This is a genomic window from Streptomyces sp. NPDC057950 (assembly GCF_042887295.1).
GTDB lineage: Bacteria > Actinomycetota > Actinomycetes > Streptomycetales > Streptomycetaceae > Streptomyces > Streptomyces kaempferi.
This window is the reverse complement of sequence record NZ_JBHVPP010000017.1, coordinates 1-17,613: the sequence shown is the minus strand read 5'-3', so window position 1 is coordinate 17,613 and position 17,613 is coordinate 1. Positions and strand designations below refer to the sequence as shown.

15 protein-coding genes are annotated in these 17,613 nt (G+C 70.2%); 8 read left to right on the top strand and 7 right to left on the bottom strand.

The features are described 5' to 3' along the window. The first annotated feature begins 36 nt into the window (after positions 1–36). Entirely contained in the window at positions 37–1,221 is a 1,185-nt protein-coding gene (locus tag ACFVTC_RS26315; protein ID WP_390130928.1) for a GDSL-type esterase/lipase family protein, read from the top strand. Positions 1,222–1,277: 56 nt separating this feature from the next. Then, positions 1,278–1,745 carry a DUF2690 domain-containing protein gene (locus ACFVTC_RS26310; RefSeq protein WP_390130926.1) on the top strand — a complete coding sequence of 156 codons (468 nt, stop codon included), beginning with the start codon at positions 1,278–1,280 and terminating at the stop codon, positions 1,743–1,745. A gap of 250 nt (positions 1,746–1,995) precedes the next feature. Here the strand turns inward: ACFVTC_RS26310 and ACFVTC_RS26305 are convergent, their stop codons facing one another. The 4 genes from ACFVTC_RS26305 to ACFVTC_RS26290 form a co-directional block, all read right to left on the bottom strand. Beyond that, a complete protein-coding gene (locus ACFVTC_RS26305) occupies positions 1,996–2,445 on the bottom strand; it encodes a spore-associated protein (protein WP_390130924.1) in 450 nt (149 codons plus the stop codon). Between the two features lie 286 nt (positions 2,446–2,731). After that, entirely contained in the window at positions 2,732–6,187 is a 3,456-nt protein-coding gene (locus ACFVTC_RS26300) for a phosphodiester glycosidase family protein (RefSeq protein WP_390130922.1), read from the bottom strand. Positions 6,188–6,542: 355 nt separating this feature from the next. Further along, the gene (locus tag ACFVTC_RS26295; protein WP_390130920.1) at positions 6,543–7,394 is read right to left on the bottom strand and encodes an MHYT domain-containing protein; all 852 of its coding nucleotides are present in this window, start codon (positions 7,392–7,394) and stop codon (positions 6,543–6,545) included. 691 nt (positions 7,395–8,085) lie between these two features. After that, positions 8,086–8,262: a CsbD family protein gene (locus ACFVTC_RS26290; RefSeq protein WP_168532809.1), complete on the bottom strand. Its 177-nt coding sequence runs from the start codon at positions 8,260–8,262 to the stop codon at positions 8,086–8,088. 257 nt (positions 8,263–8,519) lie between these two features. On the opposite strand from ACFVTC_RS26290, the gene ACFVTC_RS26285 reads away from it, so the two are divergent. After that, positions 8,520–8,873 (top strand): PRC-barrel domain-containing protein, encoded by a 354-nt coding sequence (locus ACFVTC_RS26285; protein ID WP_390130918.1) that lies wholly within the window; start codon positions 8,520–8,522, stop codon positions 8,871–8,873. Positions 8,874–9,079: 206 nt separating this feature from the next. Beyond that, positions 9,080–9,346 (top strand): DUF5133 domain-containing protein, encoded by a 267-nt coding sequence (locus tag ACFVTC_RS26280; RefSeq protein ID WP_390130916.1) that lies wholly within the window; start codon positions 9,080–9,082, stop codon positions 9,344–9,346. 284 nt (positions 9,347–9,630) lie between these two features. On the opposite strand, the gene ACFVTC_RS26275 is transcribed toward ACFVTC_RS26280, so the two are convergent. Beyond that, positions 9,631–9,786, bottom strand: a complete 156-nt coding sequence (locus ACFVTC_RS26275; protein ID WP_248002543.1) for a DUF6131 family protein — start codon at positions 9,784–9,786, stop codon at positions 9,631–9,633. A gap of 432 nt (positions 9,787–10,218) precedes the next feature. Between ACFVTC_RS26275 and ACFVTC_RS26270 the strand changes: the two genes are divergently transcribed. The 4 genes from ACFVTC_RS26270 to fumC all read left to right on the top strand — a co-directional run bounded on the left by ACFVTC_RS26270 (position 10,219) and on the right by fumC (position 15,308). Beyond that, complete coding sequence (locus tag ACFVTC_RS26270; protein ID WP_390130913.1) at positions 10,219–10,800, top strand: DUF2231 domain-containing protein; 582 nt, start codon at positions 10,219–10,221, stop codon at positions 10,798–10,800. A 262-nt stretch (positions 10,801–11,062) separates the two neighbouring features. After that, complete coding sequence (locus ACFVTC_RS26265) at positions 11,063–11,902, top strand: RNA polymerase sigma factor SigF (RefSeq protein WP_390130912.1); 840 nt, start codon at positions 11,063–11,065, stop codon at positions 11,900–11,902. 275 nt (positions 11,903–12,177) lie between these two features. After that, complete coding sequence (locus tag ACFVTC_RS26260; protein WP_390130910.1) at positions 12,178–13,851, top strand: NAD-dependent malic enzyme; 1,674 nt, start codon at positions 12,178–12,180, stop codon at positions 13,849–13,851. Beyond that, positions 13,848–15,308 (top strand): class II fumarate hydratase, encoded by a 1,461-nt coding sequence (fumC, locus tag ACFVTC_RS26255; RefSeq protein WP_390130908.1) that lies wholly within the window; start codon positions 13,848–13,850, stop codon positions 15,306–15,308. Before ACFVTC_RS26260 ends, fumC begins: the two co-directional genes overlap by 4 nt. Before the next feature lie 186 nt (positions 15,309–15,494). Here fumC and ACFVTC_RS26250 read toward each other — a convergent pair whose 3' ends face one another. Both ACFVTC_RS26250 and ACFVTC_RS26245 read right to left on the bottom strand, forming a co-directional pair. Then, positions 15,495–15,662: a hypothetical protein gene (locus ACFVTC_RS26250; protein ID WP_390130906.1), complete on the bottom strand. Its 168-nt coding sequence runs from the start codon at positions 15,660–15,662 to the stop codon at positions 15,495–15,497. Positions 15,663–15,966: 304 nt separating this feature from the next. Further along, positions 15,967–16,452, bottom strand: a complete 486-nt coding sequence (locus ACFVTC_RS26245) for a hypothetical protein (RefSeq protein WP_390130904.1) — start codon at positions 16,450–16,452, stop codon at positions 15,967–15,969. Between the last annotated feature and the right edge of the window lie 1,161 nt (positions 16,453–17,613).

Below are 17,613 nucleotides of genomic sequence, written 5' to 3'. Positions count from 1 at the left end.
AGACGCACCGACTCGAACAGGCACAGGCACCGCACCATGAGCAACGGCGACACTCTGATCACCACGCCCCTCACCGGGAACCTCCTGCGTGGCGCACTCGAACTGGAGCGGACCGAGCACGGTGTCCTGCCGCACCGGCTGCCCGCCCGCGCCCGTGCCCAGTGCGCCGACGGTCAGCTGGCCATGGCGGAGGCCCAGCCCTCCGGCGTGCGACTGGTGCTGCGTACCCGGGCCACTGTCGTCGAGCTGGACACGCTGCCCACCAAACGCGCCTATGTGGGTGCCCCGGCGCGTCCGGACGGGGTGTACGACCTGCTGGTCGACGGCCGCCCGGCCGGCAGCGCGAGTGTGGCGGGCGGCAACGTCCTCACCATCGACATGGCCACCGGATCCGCGAAGACCGCACCGGGCCCGGTCGGCACCCTCCGCTTCGACGGCCTCCCCGCCGGCGTGAAGGACGTCGAGATCTGGCTGCCGCACAACGAGACCACGGAACTGGTCGCCCTGCGCTCCGACGCACCCGTCGAGCCCGTGCCGGACCGCGGCCGCGCGGTGTGGCTGCACCACGGCAGTTCGATCAGCCACGGCTCCGACGCGGCGAGCCCCACCACCACCTGGCCCGCGCTGGCCGCGGCCCTCGGCGGGGTGGAGCTGATCAATCTCGGACTGAGCGGCAGCGCCCTGCTCGACCCGTTCACCGCGCGCGTGCTGCGGGACACCCCCGCGGACCTGATCAGCGTCAAGATCGGCATCAACCTGGTCAACACGGACCTGATGCGGCTGCGTGCGTTCACTCCGGCCGTCCACGGCTTCCTGGACACCATCCGCGACGGTCACCCGACCACGCCGCTGCTGGTCGTGTCGCCCATCCTGTGTCCCATCCACGAGGACACCCCGGGCCCCAGTGCCCCGGACCTCAGCGCGCTGAGCGCCGGACGACTGCGTTTCCGCGCGACGGGCGACCCGGCCGAGACCGCCACCGGAAAGCTCACCCTGCGCGTCATCAGGGCCGAACTCGACCGCGTCGTCCGGCAGAGAGCGGCCGAGGACCCGAACCTGCACCACATCGACGGCCGGGTGCTCTACGGCGAGGCCGACGCCGCCGAACTGCCGCTCCCCGACGGACTCCACCCCGACGCCGCGACCCACCGCCGCATGGGCGAACGCTTCGCCGGGCTGGCCTTCACCCCTGGCGGCCCGCTCGCCGCCACGGGTGGCTGAACGGCACAGGTGCGGGGCCGCCAGGGCGGCGGGGATGCACTCGTGCGGCCGCGGCAGTGGCCTGGGTCAGCGGGGGTGGATGGTGCAAGTCCCGCCGGTCGCAGGACCGTCCGAACCGGCCCGCCGCCGGTGGCACATCGGACACCGCGCCGCTCGACACCACCTGCTTCGAGGACAGTCGCACCGGCAAGGACCCCAAGCAGGCGCACGGCGCCGACGCCTGGACGGCGGCCTTGGGCAGGACACACGGCGCCTACGTGGAACTGCGGTACGGCGACGCCCGCAAGGCGGCCTGGGCCCGGATCAGTTGGGGAAGGACCGGCGACATCGCGGACGTCGTCGCCGCGAGCGGCGCACGCAGCCACGACAGGGTGCGCTACGACACCGACGTCTACAGCGCGATGGTCTCCGCCGACACGCCTTCCGACGCCAAGGCCTGGACCACCCTCACCTCCGGAGCCCACCACCGCACGGACCCGGGCGGCACGATCCATCTCACCGAGCCCCCCGAACCGACCCCCTGACCAGCGGGAACACCGTCGGCCGCCGCCGGGCCACGGACCACGGCCGGGGGACACCGGAGCTCGCCCCGACGAAACCGCGACGGCTCCGCCAAGGCGAGCTGTAACACAGTGGGTTACCGCACGGCCCGCCGCACGCACGTCGTCACCGCACGACCGTCGTCGCCGGACGACCATCAGCTCGTCCGTCCTGCGAGTCGGGCCGCGGGTGACAACGGCACGCCGAACATGGCGGCCGGCCGAAAGGAGCGGGTCAGCGGGTCGTGGTGACCCGGTGCTCCTTGAGGGCACTGCAGTTGGATCCGGTGACCTGCACGTACACGTTGGCGATGTTGCCGCCCCAGTCGACGCAGTACGCCTTGCCGTAGACGGAGGCCGGGCCGGCGTACGACGTGTACCGGCCGTAGTCCTGGGCCCCCTCGTCGGTGGCGCCGACGTAGATCCACGCCGACATGTCCTTGAGCGCGCCCGGGGTGCTGCGGATGGTCGCGACGCAGTTCCTGCCGTTCGAGGAGTTGTACGTGAGGTAGACCGTGCCCAGCGATCCGACAGGGGCCGAGTTGACGGTCCGGTAGCTGCTTCCGCAGACCTTCTGCGGTGTGGTGTTGGCCGCGGCGGAGGCGGGTGCCGTCATCGCGGTCGCAGCCCCGACCGACAGGGCCGCCAGAACGGCACCAGTCATGACGGATCGGTTGAATCGCATATTTCCCCCTTGTTGTCGTTGGAGTTGGTTGCTCCTGTCTGATGTGACCCGCGACGCGTTCGGATGGTTGTACCCGTCCGCGAGAGACGTCCGATCCGGGTGGGGCGGCCCGGCGTCTCCGTGAGCGCCGTTGCCGGTCCGGACGCGGCCGACGGTGGTTCGCGGCGAACACCGGTGTGCACGGCCCGCGTTGGGAAAGCCGTGCGGGGAAGGAGATGGCGCTCCTTCCCCGCACTCATGTCCGCGGGCCGCGCGGGCGACGCCCGGCGTCCCGTGATGGATCAGGTCACTGGACGATGACCTGGGCGCTGCCCGTGACACCACCGGAGGTCACCGAGACGGTGACGGTGCCGTGGCGGTGGGCGGTGAGGGCCCCGGTGGAGGCATCCACCGACGCCACCTTGGGGTTGCTGGAGTTCCAGAGGTGGGACGCCGGGTCCGCGATCGGGATGGTGAGCGCCGCGATGTTGTCGCCGGCGATCTGGTCCCCGGTCGCGGTCAGGGTGATGTGATCACCCTCGGCGACGGGGTCCTTGGGGCCCTTGACGGTGATCGACGCGAGAGCGGGCTCGACCGTGTACTGCAGGTCGCCGTCGTCACCGATCCGGACCAGGCCGAAGTGGTAGATGCCACCCTGGTCGGCCGGGGCGTAGGCGGGCATGCCGAGGTCCGCGAAGGCGAACTGCGGGATACCGCCCTCGGCGGTCGTCACGCTGCGCCCCTCGGGGTCGAGGATCTGCTCCGAGAAGCCGCGGGCGTGACCGTACATCATGATCACGTGCTGCTTCGGGTGCTTCTCCTGGAAGCGCTGCACCAGCCTCAGGTACATCCGCGCCTCCCACCGGTCCGTGAACTGGCTGTTCGCGGCGGGGTGCGGGTCGTACGCCGGCATGTGAGTGATGACCAGGACGTCCTTGGCGGTGGCGTCCGTCAACTGCTGGACCAGCCACGGGTACTGTTCACCCTCCGGGTCCTGGAACGGGTCCGAGGACTGCAGGCTGCCGTGCGAATTGTCCGTGACGATCATCCGCGCCGCACCCTGGGAGTAGCCGTAGTGGGTGTCGCCGAAGGTGTCGCCGTAGTTGCCGTTCTCGGCGTCGGCGCCCTGGGTGATCTCGTGATTGCCGACGATGTCGCGCTCGGGGACACCGAGGGCGTCCATCTTGGACTTGGCGAACCGCAGGTCCGCCGGCTTGCCGTCGTCGGACATGTCGCCGAGGAACTGGGCGGCGTCCGGCCGGGCCTGCGGGGTGAGCGTGGGCAGCCTCTTGGCGATGGAGTCCATCACGTTGCTGCTCACGGAGCCGGGGTCGCTCGCGAGCAGATGGGCGTCGTCACCGGTGAGCAGCGTCGCGCCACGCTTGGCGAACCGGGCGGAGTCCTCTTCGAACTCGAGCCACGACGGATTCTTCGGGATCGCCTTGTACTCGGGCTCGACGACCGGTCGCGGCGAGTACAGCGCCTGCAGCCCGGCGACGTTCAGCGAACCGGTGTACGTGGTGCTGGGGCTGATCGCCAGGAAGTCGAGGTAGCTGACGGTCAGCGGGAACTTCATGCCCGCCGGCAGCTGGGCGACCGCCAGTCGCCAGCCGTCGGACGTGACGCCGGTCAGATACAGCGGCGTGTTGGCCGTGCCGTCGACGTTGATGTACTTCTCGGCGAGCTGGATGCCGTCGGGGCCGCCACCCTTGATCCACACACCGATGCCGGTGGGGACCTGACCGTCGTGGGTGTCGGTCTTCAGCGTGACCTTCGGCGCCAGCACGAGCTGCTTGACGCCCGCACCGGCCGGCATCGTGTAGTCGAGGCGCAGCGAACCGGATTCGGTGGACTCCGGCGGGACGACGCCCGGGTCCGCGCTCAGCGTGGCCGGCTTGCCGGTGGTGTTGTTGCTGAGCCGCCAGACCTCCGTGCTGGTCATCGGGTCGACGACCTTGGTGACCCGGCCGACCGCGATCGACGTGGTCGTGGTGGTGCCGGCCACGGTGGCGCTGACCTCGGCGAGACCGCCGTGCTCGGTGTCCGAGGTGAACAGGCCGTGCGCGTCGACGGTTCCCAGGTTGTCCGGGGTGACCTTCCAGGTGGCGGCCTCGGCGGGGATCCGTACCGCGTCCCCGCCCTTGACGGTGCCGGACAGGGAGAGCTGCTGGGTGGCGCCGTTGTCGAGGTCGGCCTGGTCGGGCGAGACCGTCAAGGACCGCAGTTCGCTGACGACCTCGAGCTTCTCGGAGGTCGTGACCCGGCCGTCCGAGGCGACGATCCGGCCCGTGCCGGTGCGGCGCGGGGTCAGCTTGCCGTTCTCGTAGGCGGCGAGGGACGAAGGCTCGATCCGGACCTTGACCCCGCCGGCCGCCGGGTTGGAGAACCGGTCCAGCGCGTGCACCGGCACCGGGATGGCGCCGCCGGCGACGGTGGTGACCTTCTCGCCACCGTTCACCACGACCTTGACGGCGTCTCCGGCTTCCTTGGCGGTGGTGTAGAAGAAGATGCCGTTCGCGACCGGGCGTTCGGTGTTGCCGGGCTGGTCGGAGGGGGTGTTGACGACCTCGGCCCGATCGGCGCCGGGGGCGCGGCTGACCATGCCGGTGGAGCCGCCGCCGTCGAAGAGCATGGCGGTCCAGGCACCGTGGGCGACCATGTAGCCCGCGGCCTGCTCCGGCGTCACACCGAACGCCGAATCGGCGCCGCCGTGGCCGTCGATGGCGACGACGACGGCGTGCTTGCCGTCCTTGGTGATGCCGACCGCGGTCTCCGGGTTGGCGCCGCTCGGCGGGGTGCCGGTCGGGTCCTTGTAGACCTTGCCGTCCTTCACGAGCGTGTCGACGCCGCTGACCAGCTGGGTGACATCGTTGTCGGGAGAGAGGCGGGCCGTGATGCCCACCGCGTCACCCGTGTGCAGGCTGTCGCCCAGCCACTGTCCGCCGTTCCCGGCGCCGAGCAGACCGAGCTGATCGGCGGTCAGTCGCGGCACGGTGGTGACACCGGTCCGGACGCTGTCGACGACGAAGCCGCCGGTGGTGGTGTGGCCGAGGACCAGCGTGGAGGGCTGGGGCAGGCCCGGGGTCTCGCCGAGGTCGGGGGTGACTTCGGTGACGCCGCCGGACGCCGCGTCGTTCACGGTGTTCACCGACGTGAGCGGGCGGGTCGCGGAGCCGGCGGTGATCGTCCCGGAGAAGGTCTCCGGGCCCATCACCATCGTGCCGTCGGGCTTGACGCCCAACTGGGACGCGAAGCCCGGCTTGGGGCTCTTGAGCATGTGCCCGTTGGAGACGACGCCACCGAGCGGGCGTCCGCTGGCGTGGATCTCGAAGTAGTCGCCGTTGACGCCGGCCACCGCGTGGGTGCGGTGGGCCATGGACGACGGGGTCTCGTCCTGCGGGTCGGTGATGGTGTCGCCGGCCTCGACCACGCCGACCCGGAGGTTCGGGTCGGACAGGTCGGCCTTGAGCACCTGGATGTGCTGGCGGCCGCCGACGGTGTCGTAAGTCTCGGCGTAGTGCTGCAGACCGCGGGTGACCGTCTCGGCCGGTGTACGGGTGTGGTCCACCACCAGCGGCCAGTTCTCCGGAGTGTCCGGGAGCCAGTTCCGGTCCACCGGGTGGCCGTGCGAGGCCACGTCGACGGTGGAACCGAAGGCGGTTCCCACACCGGTCGCGGCACCGGCGAACGCCAGCGCCACCGCGGTCGCGACCGCGGTACGGCGCAGGCCGGGTCCCGCGGGTCTCTTTGCGCGAAGTGTCATTGAGTGATTCCTTACGAACGTGCGGGCCGGTGGACACCGGTCCGCACAGCCACCGCACACCGTCTCGGCGGATCGCAGGTTTCCGTGCCGGATGAAGCGGATGACCATCAGGAGCGTTTCGCTCCGGATCAGGTCAGGTCGCGTTCACCTTCATCTCCGCCCACCCGGAGCACCGTTCGCCGACCGACGGCAGCCCTGATGGGCGACCCCCGCGTGGGCGTCCGGTCGGCCCGCGCCAACACCGCTCGGCGCCACGAGACTTGAGGATCGGGCCCGTGGACGATGAGACGCGCGGCGCCGATACGGTCTACGCCGCCGGGCGCCGCCCGTCGTCACCGGGCCGCACATCCGTCCGTCAACGCCGGTGCGACTGCGGACGGGACGGATCCCCGGAACGCGGCTCGAAAGCGCTCGGCTCGACCGGGCCGGGCTGCACCGGCCGACGCGCACGATCGCCGCGGCTCCAGTCGCCGTCGCCGAGGATGAGTACCGGGTCGAACATGACGATGACCGCCGCCACGAGGAGGAAGACCACGGGGCCGATGAGCATGGGCAACAGCAGCGAGGTGGGGGTGTGCCCGCTCGACGTGTGTCCGGCGCCGGTGTGGACGTGGACGCTCACCGCCGCCATGCCGGTGTAGTGCATGCCGGAGACGGCGACGCCCATGATCAGGCTGGCGCCGAAGGAGGGCAGGGAGCCGCGGATCGTGGCGGCGGCCCACAGAGCGGCGGTCGCGGCCCCGATGGCGATCAGGATGGACAGGGCGACGACGGTCACGTCGTAGTGCAGTTCGCCGTCGAGATGCATGGCGGCCATCCCCAGGTAGTGCATGGCCGCAACCCCCAGGCCTGTCACCACACCGGCGGCGGCCAACGGTACGGGTGCGGCGCCCCGGTAGCCGACGATGAACACGCCGACGCTGACCACGACGATCGCGACCACCAGGCTCAGCACCGTCAAGGGCAGGTTGTAGGTGATGGCCGTCTGCTCGACCTGGAAGCCGATCATCCCGATAAAGTGCATGGTCCAGATGCCACAGCCCAGGCAGGCGGCACCCAGGGCCAGCCAGGCGGGCTTGCGTCCCTCGGTGTAGTGCAGGGTCCGGGCCACACAGCGCAGTCCCAAGGCGGCACCTAGGCAGGCCATGATATAGGCGGCCACGGGCGTGACGATCCCGTAGCTGAAGCCGTCGACAGTGCCGTTCATATATGCATCTCTCCCGAAACATCCGTGTTCTTCGTCATGCGGACGATCAGATATATGCGATCACTGACGAGTGCGACAAGGCGTTACCGCGAGAATTAGATGAACGTTGCACGACTGTGCCGCGGCGAGCACCGCGGCAGTCCAGGACCCGCCCCCGGTTCACCGAAGCTCGCCGCCGGTTCACCGAGGTTCGCCGACACGACGCCGGGAGGGAACGGCCTCTCGTCGAACGAGCGACCTCAGGGGGCCCGGGGTTCGATGCGTCGGCCCACACGGTCTGCGGCTCCCGTCCGCACCGTTCGACCTCGGCCCGCTCCCGGCCGTCCAACAGAACCAGGGTGAAGGCGGATCCTTCCGCCGCGGACGCCGCCAGAGCCCGAGCCGGTTCGGACGGCACTACGCGCACGCACGGTCGATGCCGTCCGCGCCGGTGAGCTCCGGCAGCCAGGCCCGTTATCGGCCGACGGAGCTCCGTATATTCGCTCCGTCTCTCGCGACGAATAGTTGAACGGGGTGCCTGCACGTCTCAACGCCGCTCAAACAATCGTGGGGCGGACAGACGATTTCCCGGGCCTGGACGATCGACCTGCCGAAACGATCGACATGCCGTGACATCACTGATCCCGGCAGGTCCGAAAAGAGGGACGGGCTGCCGGGATCAGTGACGTAGGTACACGAACCTGCCGTGGTGCTACTTGGGCTTGACGGCGTCCTTGGCCTTCTCCTTGGCCGCACGCAGGTCGCCCTTGGACTCCTCGGCGCGCCCCTCGGCCCGCAGGGACTCGTTGCCCACCGCACCACCGACGACCTTCTTGACCTTGCCCTTGGCCTGCTCGCCCTTGGCCTGAGCCTTCTCGTCCGCAGCCAAACCACTCACACCCTGTCGTATTCGAGGAATGATTCCCCCTCCGTCTCACCCGGTACGCGGCCCTCAAACCCAGAAAGTTTCCACACGGAAAACATCGATCCCGTCGCCTCCGGACGTCCTGGAAAATCCGATGTGTAGCTCCCCGGGCACAGGGCACCCGGCGTTCCGAGAAAACGTCACCGAATTCGATGACGCCTGTACAACCCCGCATTTTCTGACAGCGGGGAAGCGAAAGATATCGAAGAAGGAGCCGTTTTATGAGCGACAGCATCTGGGGCTACCAGCCGACCACCGGCCACGCCGCGGGCACCGACCTGATCGGCTACAAGGTCGAGGCCACCGACGGCAGCATCGGCAAGGTCGACAAGCACTCCGACGACGTCCACTCCTCCTACCTCGTCGTCGACACCGGCGTATGGATCTTCGGCAAGCACGTCCTGCTGCCCGCCGGCACCGTGACGACCATCGACCAGGCCGAACAGAAGATCTACGTCGACCTCACCAAGGACCAGATCAAGGACTCCCCCGAGTTCGACAAGGACAAGCACATCGGCGACGCCGGCTACCACGAGCAGGTCGGCACCTACTACCAGGGCCGGCACCGCGCCTGACCGCACCGCACCACCCACGAGCGGGGGCCGGCCGGAGACCCTCCGGCCGGCCCCGCTTCTCGTGCGAGGGCGCGGTGGCACAGTCCTTTGTCCCCGGATCGCTGTCGTGCGGCATTCACCGCGCCCCCGGCCGAAACCGGGACGCGTCCGGACCGGGTGATCGGGAAGCCGGTCGTAAATCACACAAGACGAGAGGCGCTGCCGCGATGCTCGAACCTCACCCCAAGGTCGTGCGGACCCTGCTCGCGCGCTACGCGGAGGCGCGTTTCGCTCATGCGCACGCCGAGGACGCGCGCACGGCACGGGTCCTCGCCGACGTCGCCTACACGTTGTGTGTGACGACCGGGACGGCAACCGTCGAGGACGCCATCACCGCCGCGGACGTCCTCCTCGAACGATCCCGTAGCGGGCACAGCGCCCCGGACGACAGCGGTGCCCCGGGCGACAGCGCGCGGGCGGATCTCGCGGCGTAGGTCGAGGACCCGGCACGGCGTTGTCCCCCCGGACCCCTGATTCCTTCCTCCGAGCCCCTCCGCCTGGCGGGCGGGGCGCGTAGGCATGTTCGTCGGCAGGCCCCGGGCATGCCGACGGGGCCGGCGGAAGGTGTTTCTCCGCAGGCCCCGGGGCTGTGCGAGGGGAACGTCGGTCGGCAGGACGGACTTTCGGCCCGGTCCGCTGCGCGCCCGCCGGGGTCGGTCCCCGGCGGCGGGTCGGCGGCGCCGTGCCCGCACGGGGCACGGAGGGCGGCAGTGCCGGTCTAGAAGTAGTGTTTGCGGCCGCCGACCGAGCGACCGCTGGCCCCCAGGATCCACAGGACCGCGCCGACCACGACGAGCACACCGCCCACGGTCGTCAGCAGTGACACACCGACCAGCAGGCCGATGACGAGCAGGATGGCGCCAAGGACAATCATGTCGAATCCGATCTTCAGGTCTCTTCGGTGCGTGCGGGCCCTTGTCTCGCCGGGCTCACAGCACCCTCTTCCCGCCCGCTGCGTAACCCGGGACAGGTGAAATCCGGGTAACCCGGGACAGCTGAGATCCGGCAGGACGCCCGGTCGGCGGCCACTGGATCCCTGTCGTGCACCGTCCGTGTGCCCCGCTCCGGGCGGCCCATGCCGCGCAGGTCGCCGGTGGGCGGACGCGCGGTGGCCGCGGTGCCTCACGTGCTCGGTGGGGTGGCGGTCCGGCGTCGCGGAGAGCGTCCGGTCGGGCTCCGCACCTCGGGAACCCGTACCCGAGGCCCGTGCACACGCCCGGCGGCACTCCCTGGTCGGTGGGCAGACCGTTCGGGTGCAGTCGAGGCCACGGCGGGATCGCCGCGGGCTGCCGGGTAGTCGTTGTGCATGAGCACTCACGTCCCCGACACCAGCACCCGTTCCTGGACGCCCTCGGCCCTGGACACCGCGTCGGCATGGTGGCTGACGGCCCTGGACCGCATCGAACGGTCGGGGGCGGCGGATCCGGCGATCCGGCTTCTCCAGCGGGGAATCCGCTCGCTCCCGCTCGGCGAGGTGCGCGATCTGCTGCGCGGCAGGCCGCTGGGCCACCCCGTGCATCCCGTTCTGGTCCAGGTCCCGATCGGCTGCTGGCTTTCCGTCGCCGTACTGGACATCGCGCCGGCAGGGCGCCGTGCGCCCACCACCCTCATGGCCGTCGGACTGGCCGGAGCCGCCCCGGCGGCCGTCGCCGGCTGGGCCGACTGGGCGGACCTGCCGCCCGAACAGGCCCGGGTCGGACTGGTCCACGCCGTCTCGAACGTGGCGGCGATGGCCTGCTACACGGCTTCGCTGACGGCGCGGCTGCGCGGTCACTCGGCGAAGGGCCGGCTGTGGTCGTTGGGCGGGCTGACGGCGGTGGCCGTGAGCGGTGCGCTGGGCGGCCATGTGGCCTATCGGCAGGCCGTCGGAACGCATCCCGCCCACTGAGCGGCTGCCCGCGCCCCCTCGTCCCGAACTCCGCGCCAGGCGGATGACGCCGGGCGGATGACGCCGGGCGGATGACGCCGGGCGGATGACGCCGGGCGGATGGCCTTCACCGCTCTTCCCCGCCCGGGTCCGGCCCCTCGGCCGGTTCTCCGGATCGCTTTCGAATCGACGGGTATGCATTTCCCCAGGGCGGGTACGCGAACGTTCGTCGGCTTCCATCGGCCGGCGGCACAGGGGCTGGATCACGTGGGAGGGGCCTGGCATGACAGTGACCGAGACGACCGAGGCACGGCTGACGGCGCTGCCGGAGATCGCCGACCCGTCGCGGGTCGCCCCCAAGGACGCCCGGCAGTTGTCCAGGCTGTTCTTCGACCAACTCGGCGTTCTGGAAGAGGGCACGCCCCAGTACCAGTACGCGCGCAACACGCTCATCGAGATGAACGTCTCCCTCGTCCGCTTCGCGGCAGCGCGCTTCCGCAGCCGCAGCCAGGACGAGATGGAGGACATCGTTCAGGTCGGCACGATCGGACTGATCAAGGCCATCGACCGGTTCGAGCTCACCCGCGAGGTCGAGTTCACCTCCTTCGCCGTCCCTTACATCGTCGGCGAGATCAAGCGCTTCTTCCGCGACACCTCGTGGGCGGTCCACGTTCCCCGCCGTCTGCAGGAAGCCCGTATCCAGCTCGCCAAGGCCACCGAGGAACTGAGCAGCCGGCTGGGCCGCACCCCCACGGTCAAGGAACTCTCCCAGCTGATGTGCCTCAGCGAGGACGAGGTCAACGAAGCCCGCCTCGCCTCGAACGGATACGCCTCCTCCTCCCTGGACGCGGCCATCAACTCCGGCGAAGAGGGCGAGACCGCGCTGGCGGACTTCATCGGCGCCGACGACAGTGCCCTCGAACTCGTCGAGGACTTCCACGCCCTGGCCCCCTTGATCGCCGAACTGGACGACCGTGAACGGCGCATCATCCACATGCGGTTCGTCGACGAACTGACCCAGGCCCAGATCGGCGAGCACCTCGGCGTCTCCCAGATGCACGTCTCCCGCCTGCTCACCCGCACCCTCACCAAACTCCGCGCGGGCATGCTCACCACTCGCTGACCCCACTAGCTGACCCCCCTCGCCCGTACCCGCAGGTCAGTGGCTGTGCGCGACGGATCGGCCACTCCGCAGGACGACCGCTTCGCGGATGTCAGGCGCGGTGGCCGGGCGTAGCCTGAAGTCATGAGCGAGGCCCTGAACGCGCCGCTCATCGCGTTCCGCACGTGACGTGCGACGGGTTGTGACGCGTGTGTGCCAGGAGCGTGCCGTCCGCGACGCGACCGCGGCGTCCGGCCTCCGATGGTTCGTGTCCCAGCCATGGCGAGGGGAATGAGATGAGCACCACGCATTCGGTCCGGACGCCGGCGACACCGGGCGTCCTGCAGGACCCTATGAGCAATCACGGGGTCGCGTTCAGCGCCTCCGAGCGGGACGAGTACGGGCTGACCGGCCGACTGCCCTCCACGGTGCTGACGTTGGGCCAGCAGGCGCAGCGCGCCTACCGTCAACTCCAGCGCCAGCGGGATGACTTGGCCAAGTATGTGTTCCTGGAGCAGTTGCACGACCGCAACGAGACCCTTTACTACCGGGTGCTCGCGGACCACCTCGCCGAACTGCTCCCGGTCGTCTACGACCCGACCGTCGGCGATGCCATCGAGCAGTACTCCGAGGAGTTCCGCAGCCCGCGGGGGATCTTCCTGTCGATCGACGCGCCGGACGACATCGAGGCGGCCTTCGGCACCCTGGGGCTCAGGTCCGAGGACGTCGAACTGCTGGTGTGCACCGATGCCGAGGAGATCCTGGGCATCGGCGACTGGGGCGTGGGCGGCATCGAGATCGCGATCGGCAAGCTCGCCATCTACACGGCGGCCGCGGGGATCGACCCGCGCCGGGTGATCCCGGTGTCCCTGGACGTCGGAACCGACAACGAGGCCCTGCTCAACGACCCGCTGTACCTGGGCAACCGGCACTCGCGGGTCCGCGGCGCCGCGTACGACGCGTTCATCAAGAAGTACCTGGAGACCGCGTCCACACTGTTCCCGAACGCGCTGCTGCACTTCGAGGACTTCGGACCGGAGAACGCGCGCCGGATCCTGGAGACCTACGGTCACCAATACCGCATCTTCAACGACGACTTGCAGGGAACCGGGGCCATCACCCTGGCCTCCGTGCTGTCCGCGGTGAAGGTGACGGGCGTGCCGATGCGGAGCCAGAAGCTCGTGGTGTTCGGCGCCGGAACCGCGGGCGTGGGGATCGCCGACCAGATCCACGCGGCGATGGTGCGCGACGGCGCCACTCCGCAGGACGCCACCTCCCGGATCTGGCTGGTGGACCAGCAAGGGCTGCTGACCAGCGACATGACCGACCTCCGCGACTTCCAGAAGCCGTATGCCCGCAGGCCCGAGGACGTCGGCGGATGGGGCGGCGACCGAGCGATCTCGCTGCTGGAGACGGTCGGCCACGCGGCTCCGACGATCCTGCTGGGGACCTCGACGGCGCACGGCGCGTTCACCGAGGCGGTCGTCAAGGCCATGGCGCGGGGGGTCGAGCGGCCGATCATCCTGCCGATCTCCAACCCCACCTCGAAGATCGAGGCCGAGCCGCAGGACGTGATCGCGTGGACGGACGGAAAGGCGCTGGTCGCGACCGGGCTGCCGTTCGGGCCGATGGAGTACGAGGGTGTGAACTACCACTTCGGCCAGGCCAACAACGCGCTCGTGTACCCCGGGCTGGGGCTGGGCACCATCGTCTCCGGCGCCCACACGGTGACTCCGGCCATGCTGATCGCGGCCGCCGAGGCGGTCGCCGGCCAGGTGGACGTCAGCGCGCCGGGCGCTTCACTGCTGCCCGAGGTCGAGAACCTGCGGGCCTCCACCGCCACGACCGCGGTCGCCGTCGTGCGCGCCGCCCAGGCGGAAGGCGTCGCCACCACGAAGATCGACAACGTGGTGCAGGCGGTTCAAGACGCCATGTGGCAGCCCACGTACTCCGACGGCGGCGCGGCGTGACCGGCGCGGACGAGGAACCGGCGCCGACGATCCAGGATCTGCCGATCGGTCTGTCGGCGACCGGGACGCGGCGGGAGACCGACTCCATGGGCGCCGTCGACGTGCCCGCCGACCGGTACTGGGGTGCGCAGACCCAGCGGTCGCTGATCCATTTCTCGATCGGTGACGACCGCATGCCCAAGTCGGTCTACCACGCCTACGGTTACGTCAAGAAGGCCGCCGCGATCGTCAACGGACGCGCCGGCCGGCTGCCGGGCTGGATGGCAGACCTGATCGAGCGGGTCGGCGACGAGGTGATCGGTGGGGCCCTCGACGAGAACTTCCCGCTCTATGTCTGGCAGACCGGCTCGGGCACGCAGTCCAACATGAACACCAACGAGGTGATCAGCAACCGCGCCATCCAGCTGACCGGCGGCCGGCTGGGCAGCAAGACCCCGGTGCACCCCAACGACCATGTGAACATGGGGCAGTCGTCCAACGACACCTTCCCGACCGCGATGCACATCGCCGCCGTCAAGGAGGTCCACGAGCACCTGCTGCCCGCCGTTCAGGCGCTGCAACGCTCCATCGAGGCCAAGGCCGAGCGGTGGCAGAACGTGGTGAAGATCGGCCGTACCCACCTGGAGGACGCCGTCCCGCTGACCGTCGGGCAGGAATGGTCCGGGTACGCCCACCAGTTGAAGCAGGCCATGTCCGTGGCGACCGCGTCCAGTCAGGGCCTGTTCGAACTCGCCGCCGGCGGAACGGCGGTGGGCACCGGGCTGAACGCTCCAGCGGGCTTCGCCGACGAGATCGCCCACGAGATCGCGGAGGCGACCGGATACCCGTTCGTCACCGCCGCGAACAAGTTCGCCGCGCAGGGCGGCCTGGACGCCATGGTCACCGCGTCCGCAGGGCTGCGGGCCCTGGCCGTGCCCCTGATGAAGATCGCGAACGACATCCGGTGGCTGGCCTCCGGGCCACGCTGCGGGCTGGGCGAGCTGGATCTTCCCGCCAACGAACCCGGTAGCTCGATCATGCCCGGCAAGGTCAACCCGACCCAGTGCGAGGCCATGGTGATGGTCTGCATCCAGGTCCTGTCGGAGGACTCCGCGATCGCTTTCGCCGGTTCCCAGGGCAACTTCGAACTCAACGCGATGCGCCCGGTGATCATCAACAACTTCCTGCACGCGGCCACGATCCTCGCCGACGCCTGCCATAAGTTGCGCGAGTACTGCGTCGAGGGCGCCGAACTGCGGGGTGAGCAGGTCGCCGACTACGTCGACCGTTCCCTGATGCTGGTGACCGCCCTGTCGCCGGAGATCGGCTACGACAAGGCCTCCGCGATCGCCCACAAGGCCGACGACGAGGGCACGACCCTGCGCGAGGCCGCCGTGGCCAGTGGATATGTCAGCGCGGCCGAATTCGACCGCATCGTCGATCCGGCGGCCATGGTGGGACCGTCCGCGCACCGTTGACCACCCGACACTCCATGGCGGACGAGAGCGTCGGACACGGCCAGAGCCAGCGGACGCGAGCGTCGGACACGGCCAGAGCCGCTGCGCGTTCGCCTGGTCCAGGTCGACGGTCTTCCCCGGGGGCAGCGTCAGCCCGGTGGCGTCGATGAACCCGGCCGGCTGTCCGGGGTCCATGTGCCGGGCCAGTCAGGTGTCCGCGATGTTCCCCGGCATCAGGGCATCGGCCGTGATCCCGGGGACGGCCCACCGCTGGGCGGCACCGACGGCGAACAGCACGGTGGCCGTCTTCGACTGCTCATACGACGTCCACGGGTCGTAGGGACGGAAACGGTAGTCCAGATCGTCGAAGACCACCGGCGAGGAAGACCACCGGCGAGGAAACGTGACCGATCGAGGCGACCGACACGACCCCGGCGCCCTCAGCCGCCGCGAGCGCCGGACGCAGTCCGACGGTCAGCGCGAAGTGACCCAGGTGAGTGACACCGAACTGCGTCTCCCGGCCGTCCGGGGTGCGCGTGAATTCCGGAAGGGGTCATCACCCCGGCGCTGACGCGTCAACGCGTCGGCCCCTGGGTGCGGCCGGGCCGTCGGCCCGGCCGCACCCAGGGCGACACTGTCCGCCGCACCGCCACGGGCGGGCATCAGGTCGTGCCCGCCATCAGTTCCACAGGGGGTAGGAGACCGTCTGCCCGTATCCGGCGGGCTTGCTGTCGGTGTAGGAGAGCCTCAGCCGGGTGTACTGCGACATCTGGGGGTTCTTCTTCCATGCCTGCGGGCGGTCGAGCCGTACGGTGACCGGGTATTCGCGGAAGGTCCCCGCTGCGCAGTACGGCTTGCAGTCGTTGACCACGTTGACGCCCTGGGCGACGGCGGAGTTGGCGTCCCAGCTCGACCACCGCAGCGAGGTGAGACGGCTGTTGCCGTCACCGCAGGCGAGCACGAAATCTCCGGGCTCCGCCCGCGGGTGCCAGGAGCAGTCGACGAGGACGGGCTGCGTCGGCACCTGGGGCTGCATCGACTCCTGCGCGAGGGTGTGCGCGGAGCGCGGCGACGCCACAGGAGCGGCGTCCGCCGCTCCCATGACCGTGGCCAGCGATACCGCGGCACAGAACGTGAGTGCCGCCCTGACGGTGAGTTTTCGCATGTCCGCTCCCGGCCGCCATTCTCCTTGGACTCATCTGACCCCCACGTCCGTCCGGCCCGCCGGGCCCCGCCCGTAACGGCGGACGACGACCGGCTGCCTTCCCACGCGGAGGATGCCTCCTCCCACCGACGCTACGACTCAGCCGGGAGATCCACCACTCGCACGGAGCAGCACCACCCATGTGTGCCCCACGGGAGCGGGCACGGCCCGTGGGCGCGGCCCCCACTCGGTTCAACGGGAAACGGCTCCTTCGCGCCGGGGACGAGTCGTCTACTGCCCGCTTGTCACCGGTCGTTGGTGCTCGCCGCCATCAACTGCCCTCGGCGGCGCAGTTGAGCGCTGCTCGGTGGACGCGGTGGTGCGCGGGGTGCCGGGTACACACCGCTGACGGAGTTCACCGACGCCCTCGGTCCAGGTGACGACCTCGTCGCCGGGGGTCAGGAAGCGTCTCGGGTTCCGCCCGATGCCGACACCGCCGTGTGCCGGTGAAGATCAGGCCGCCTGGCTGCGGGGGAAGGACCGCCGAGAGACGCTCGACGAGTGCGGGGATCGAGACGACGAGATCGCGGGGTCGGATCCGGCCGGCACGGGTGTGGCGGCGGCCGCGACGCTGTCCACCAGCCATCGCGCGGGCACCGTCATCAGGGCAGCGTCATCAGCCGCGGGCACCGTCATCGGGGCGCGCCCCTGCCGCTACGCCTCCAGTCGGCGCACGCCCGTCACGGTGTCCGAGCAGGCCGGCTGCCGTGAGGGTCGGCGACGCGCTGCCCGGAGCGGCGAGGACCCAGGGCTGAGCGACCGCACGGCGTAGTGTCACGGCGGGGCGGACCCGAGATCCGGCGCGCCCGTGGGGAAGCCGCGTACATCCACTGCGGCCCACCCTCACGCACCCGGTCGGCCGTCGCCCCCGGTACGGAACGCGCCGACGGCGCGCCTGGGCCGGGTGGGCCGGTGGCGCGCCGTCGGGTGGTGGTGCGAGCGGGTGTGGATCAGACGCTCAGGAGCGGGGCGGGGTCAGTGGTGACCGCCACCGTGACCGCCACCGTGACCGCCACCGTGACCGCCTCCGTGACCGCCGCGGTGGCCGCCCCAGGTGACGGTGTCCACGAGACGACGGTGGTCGTTGCGCAGGGTCGCACTGTCACCACGCTGGTCCCACAC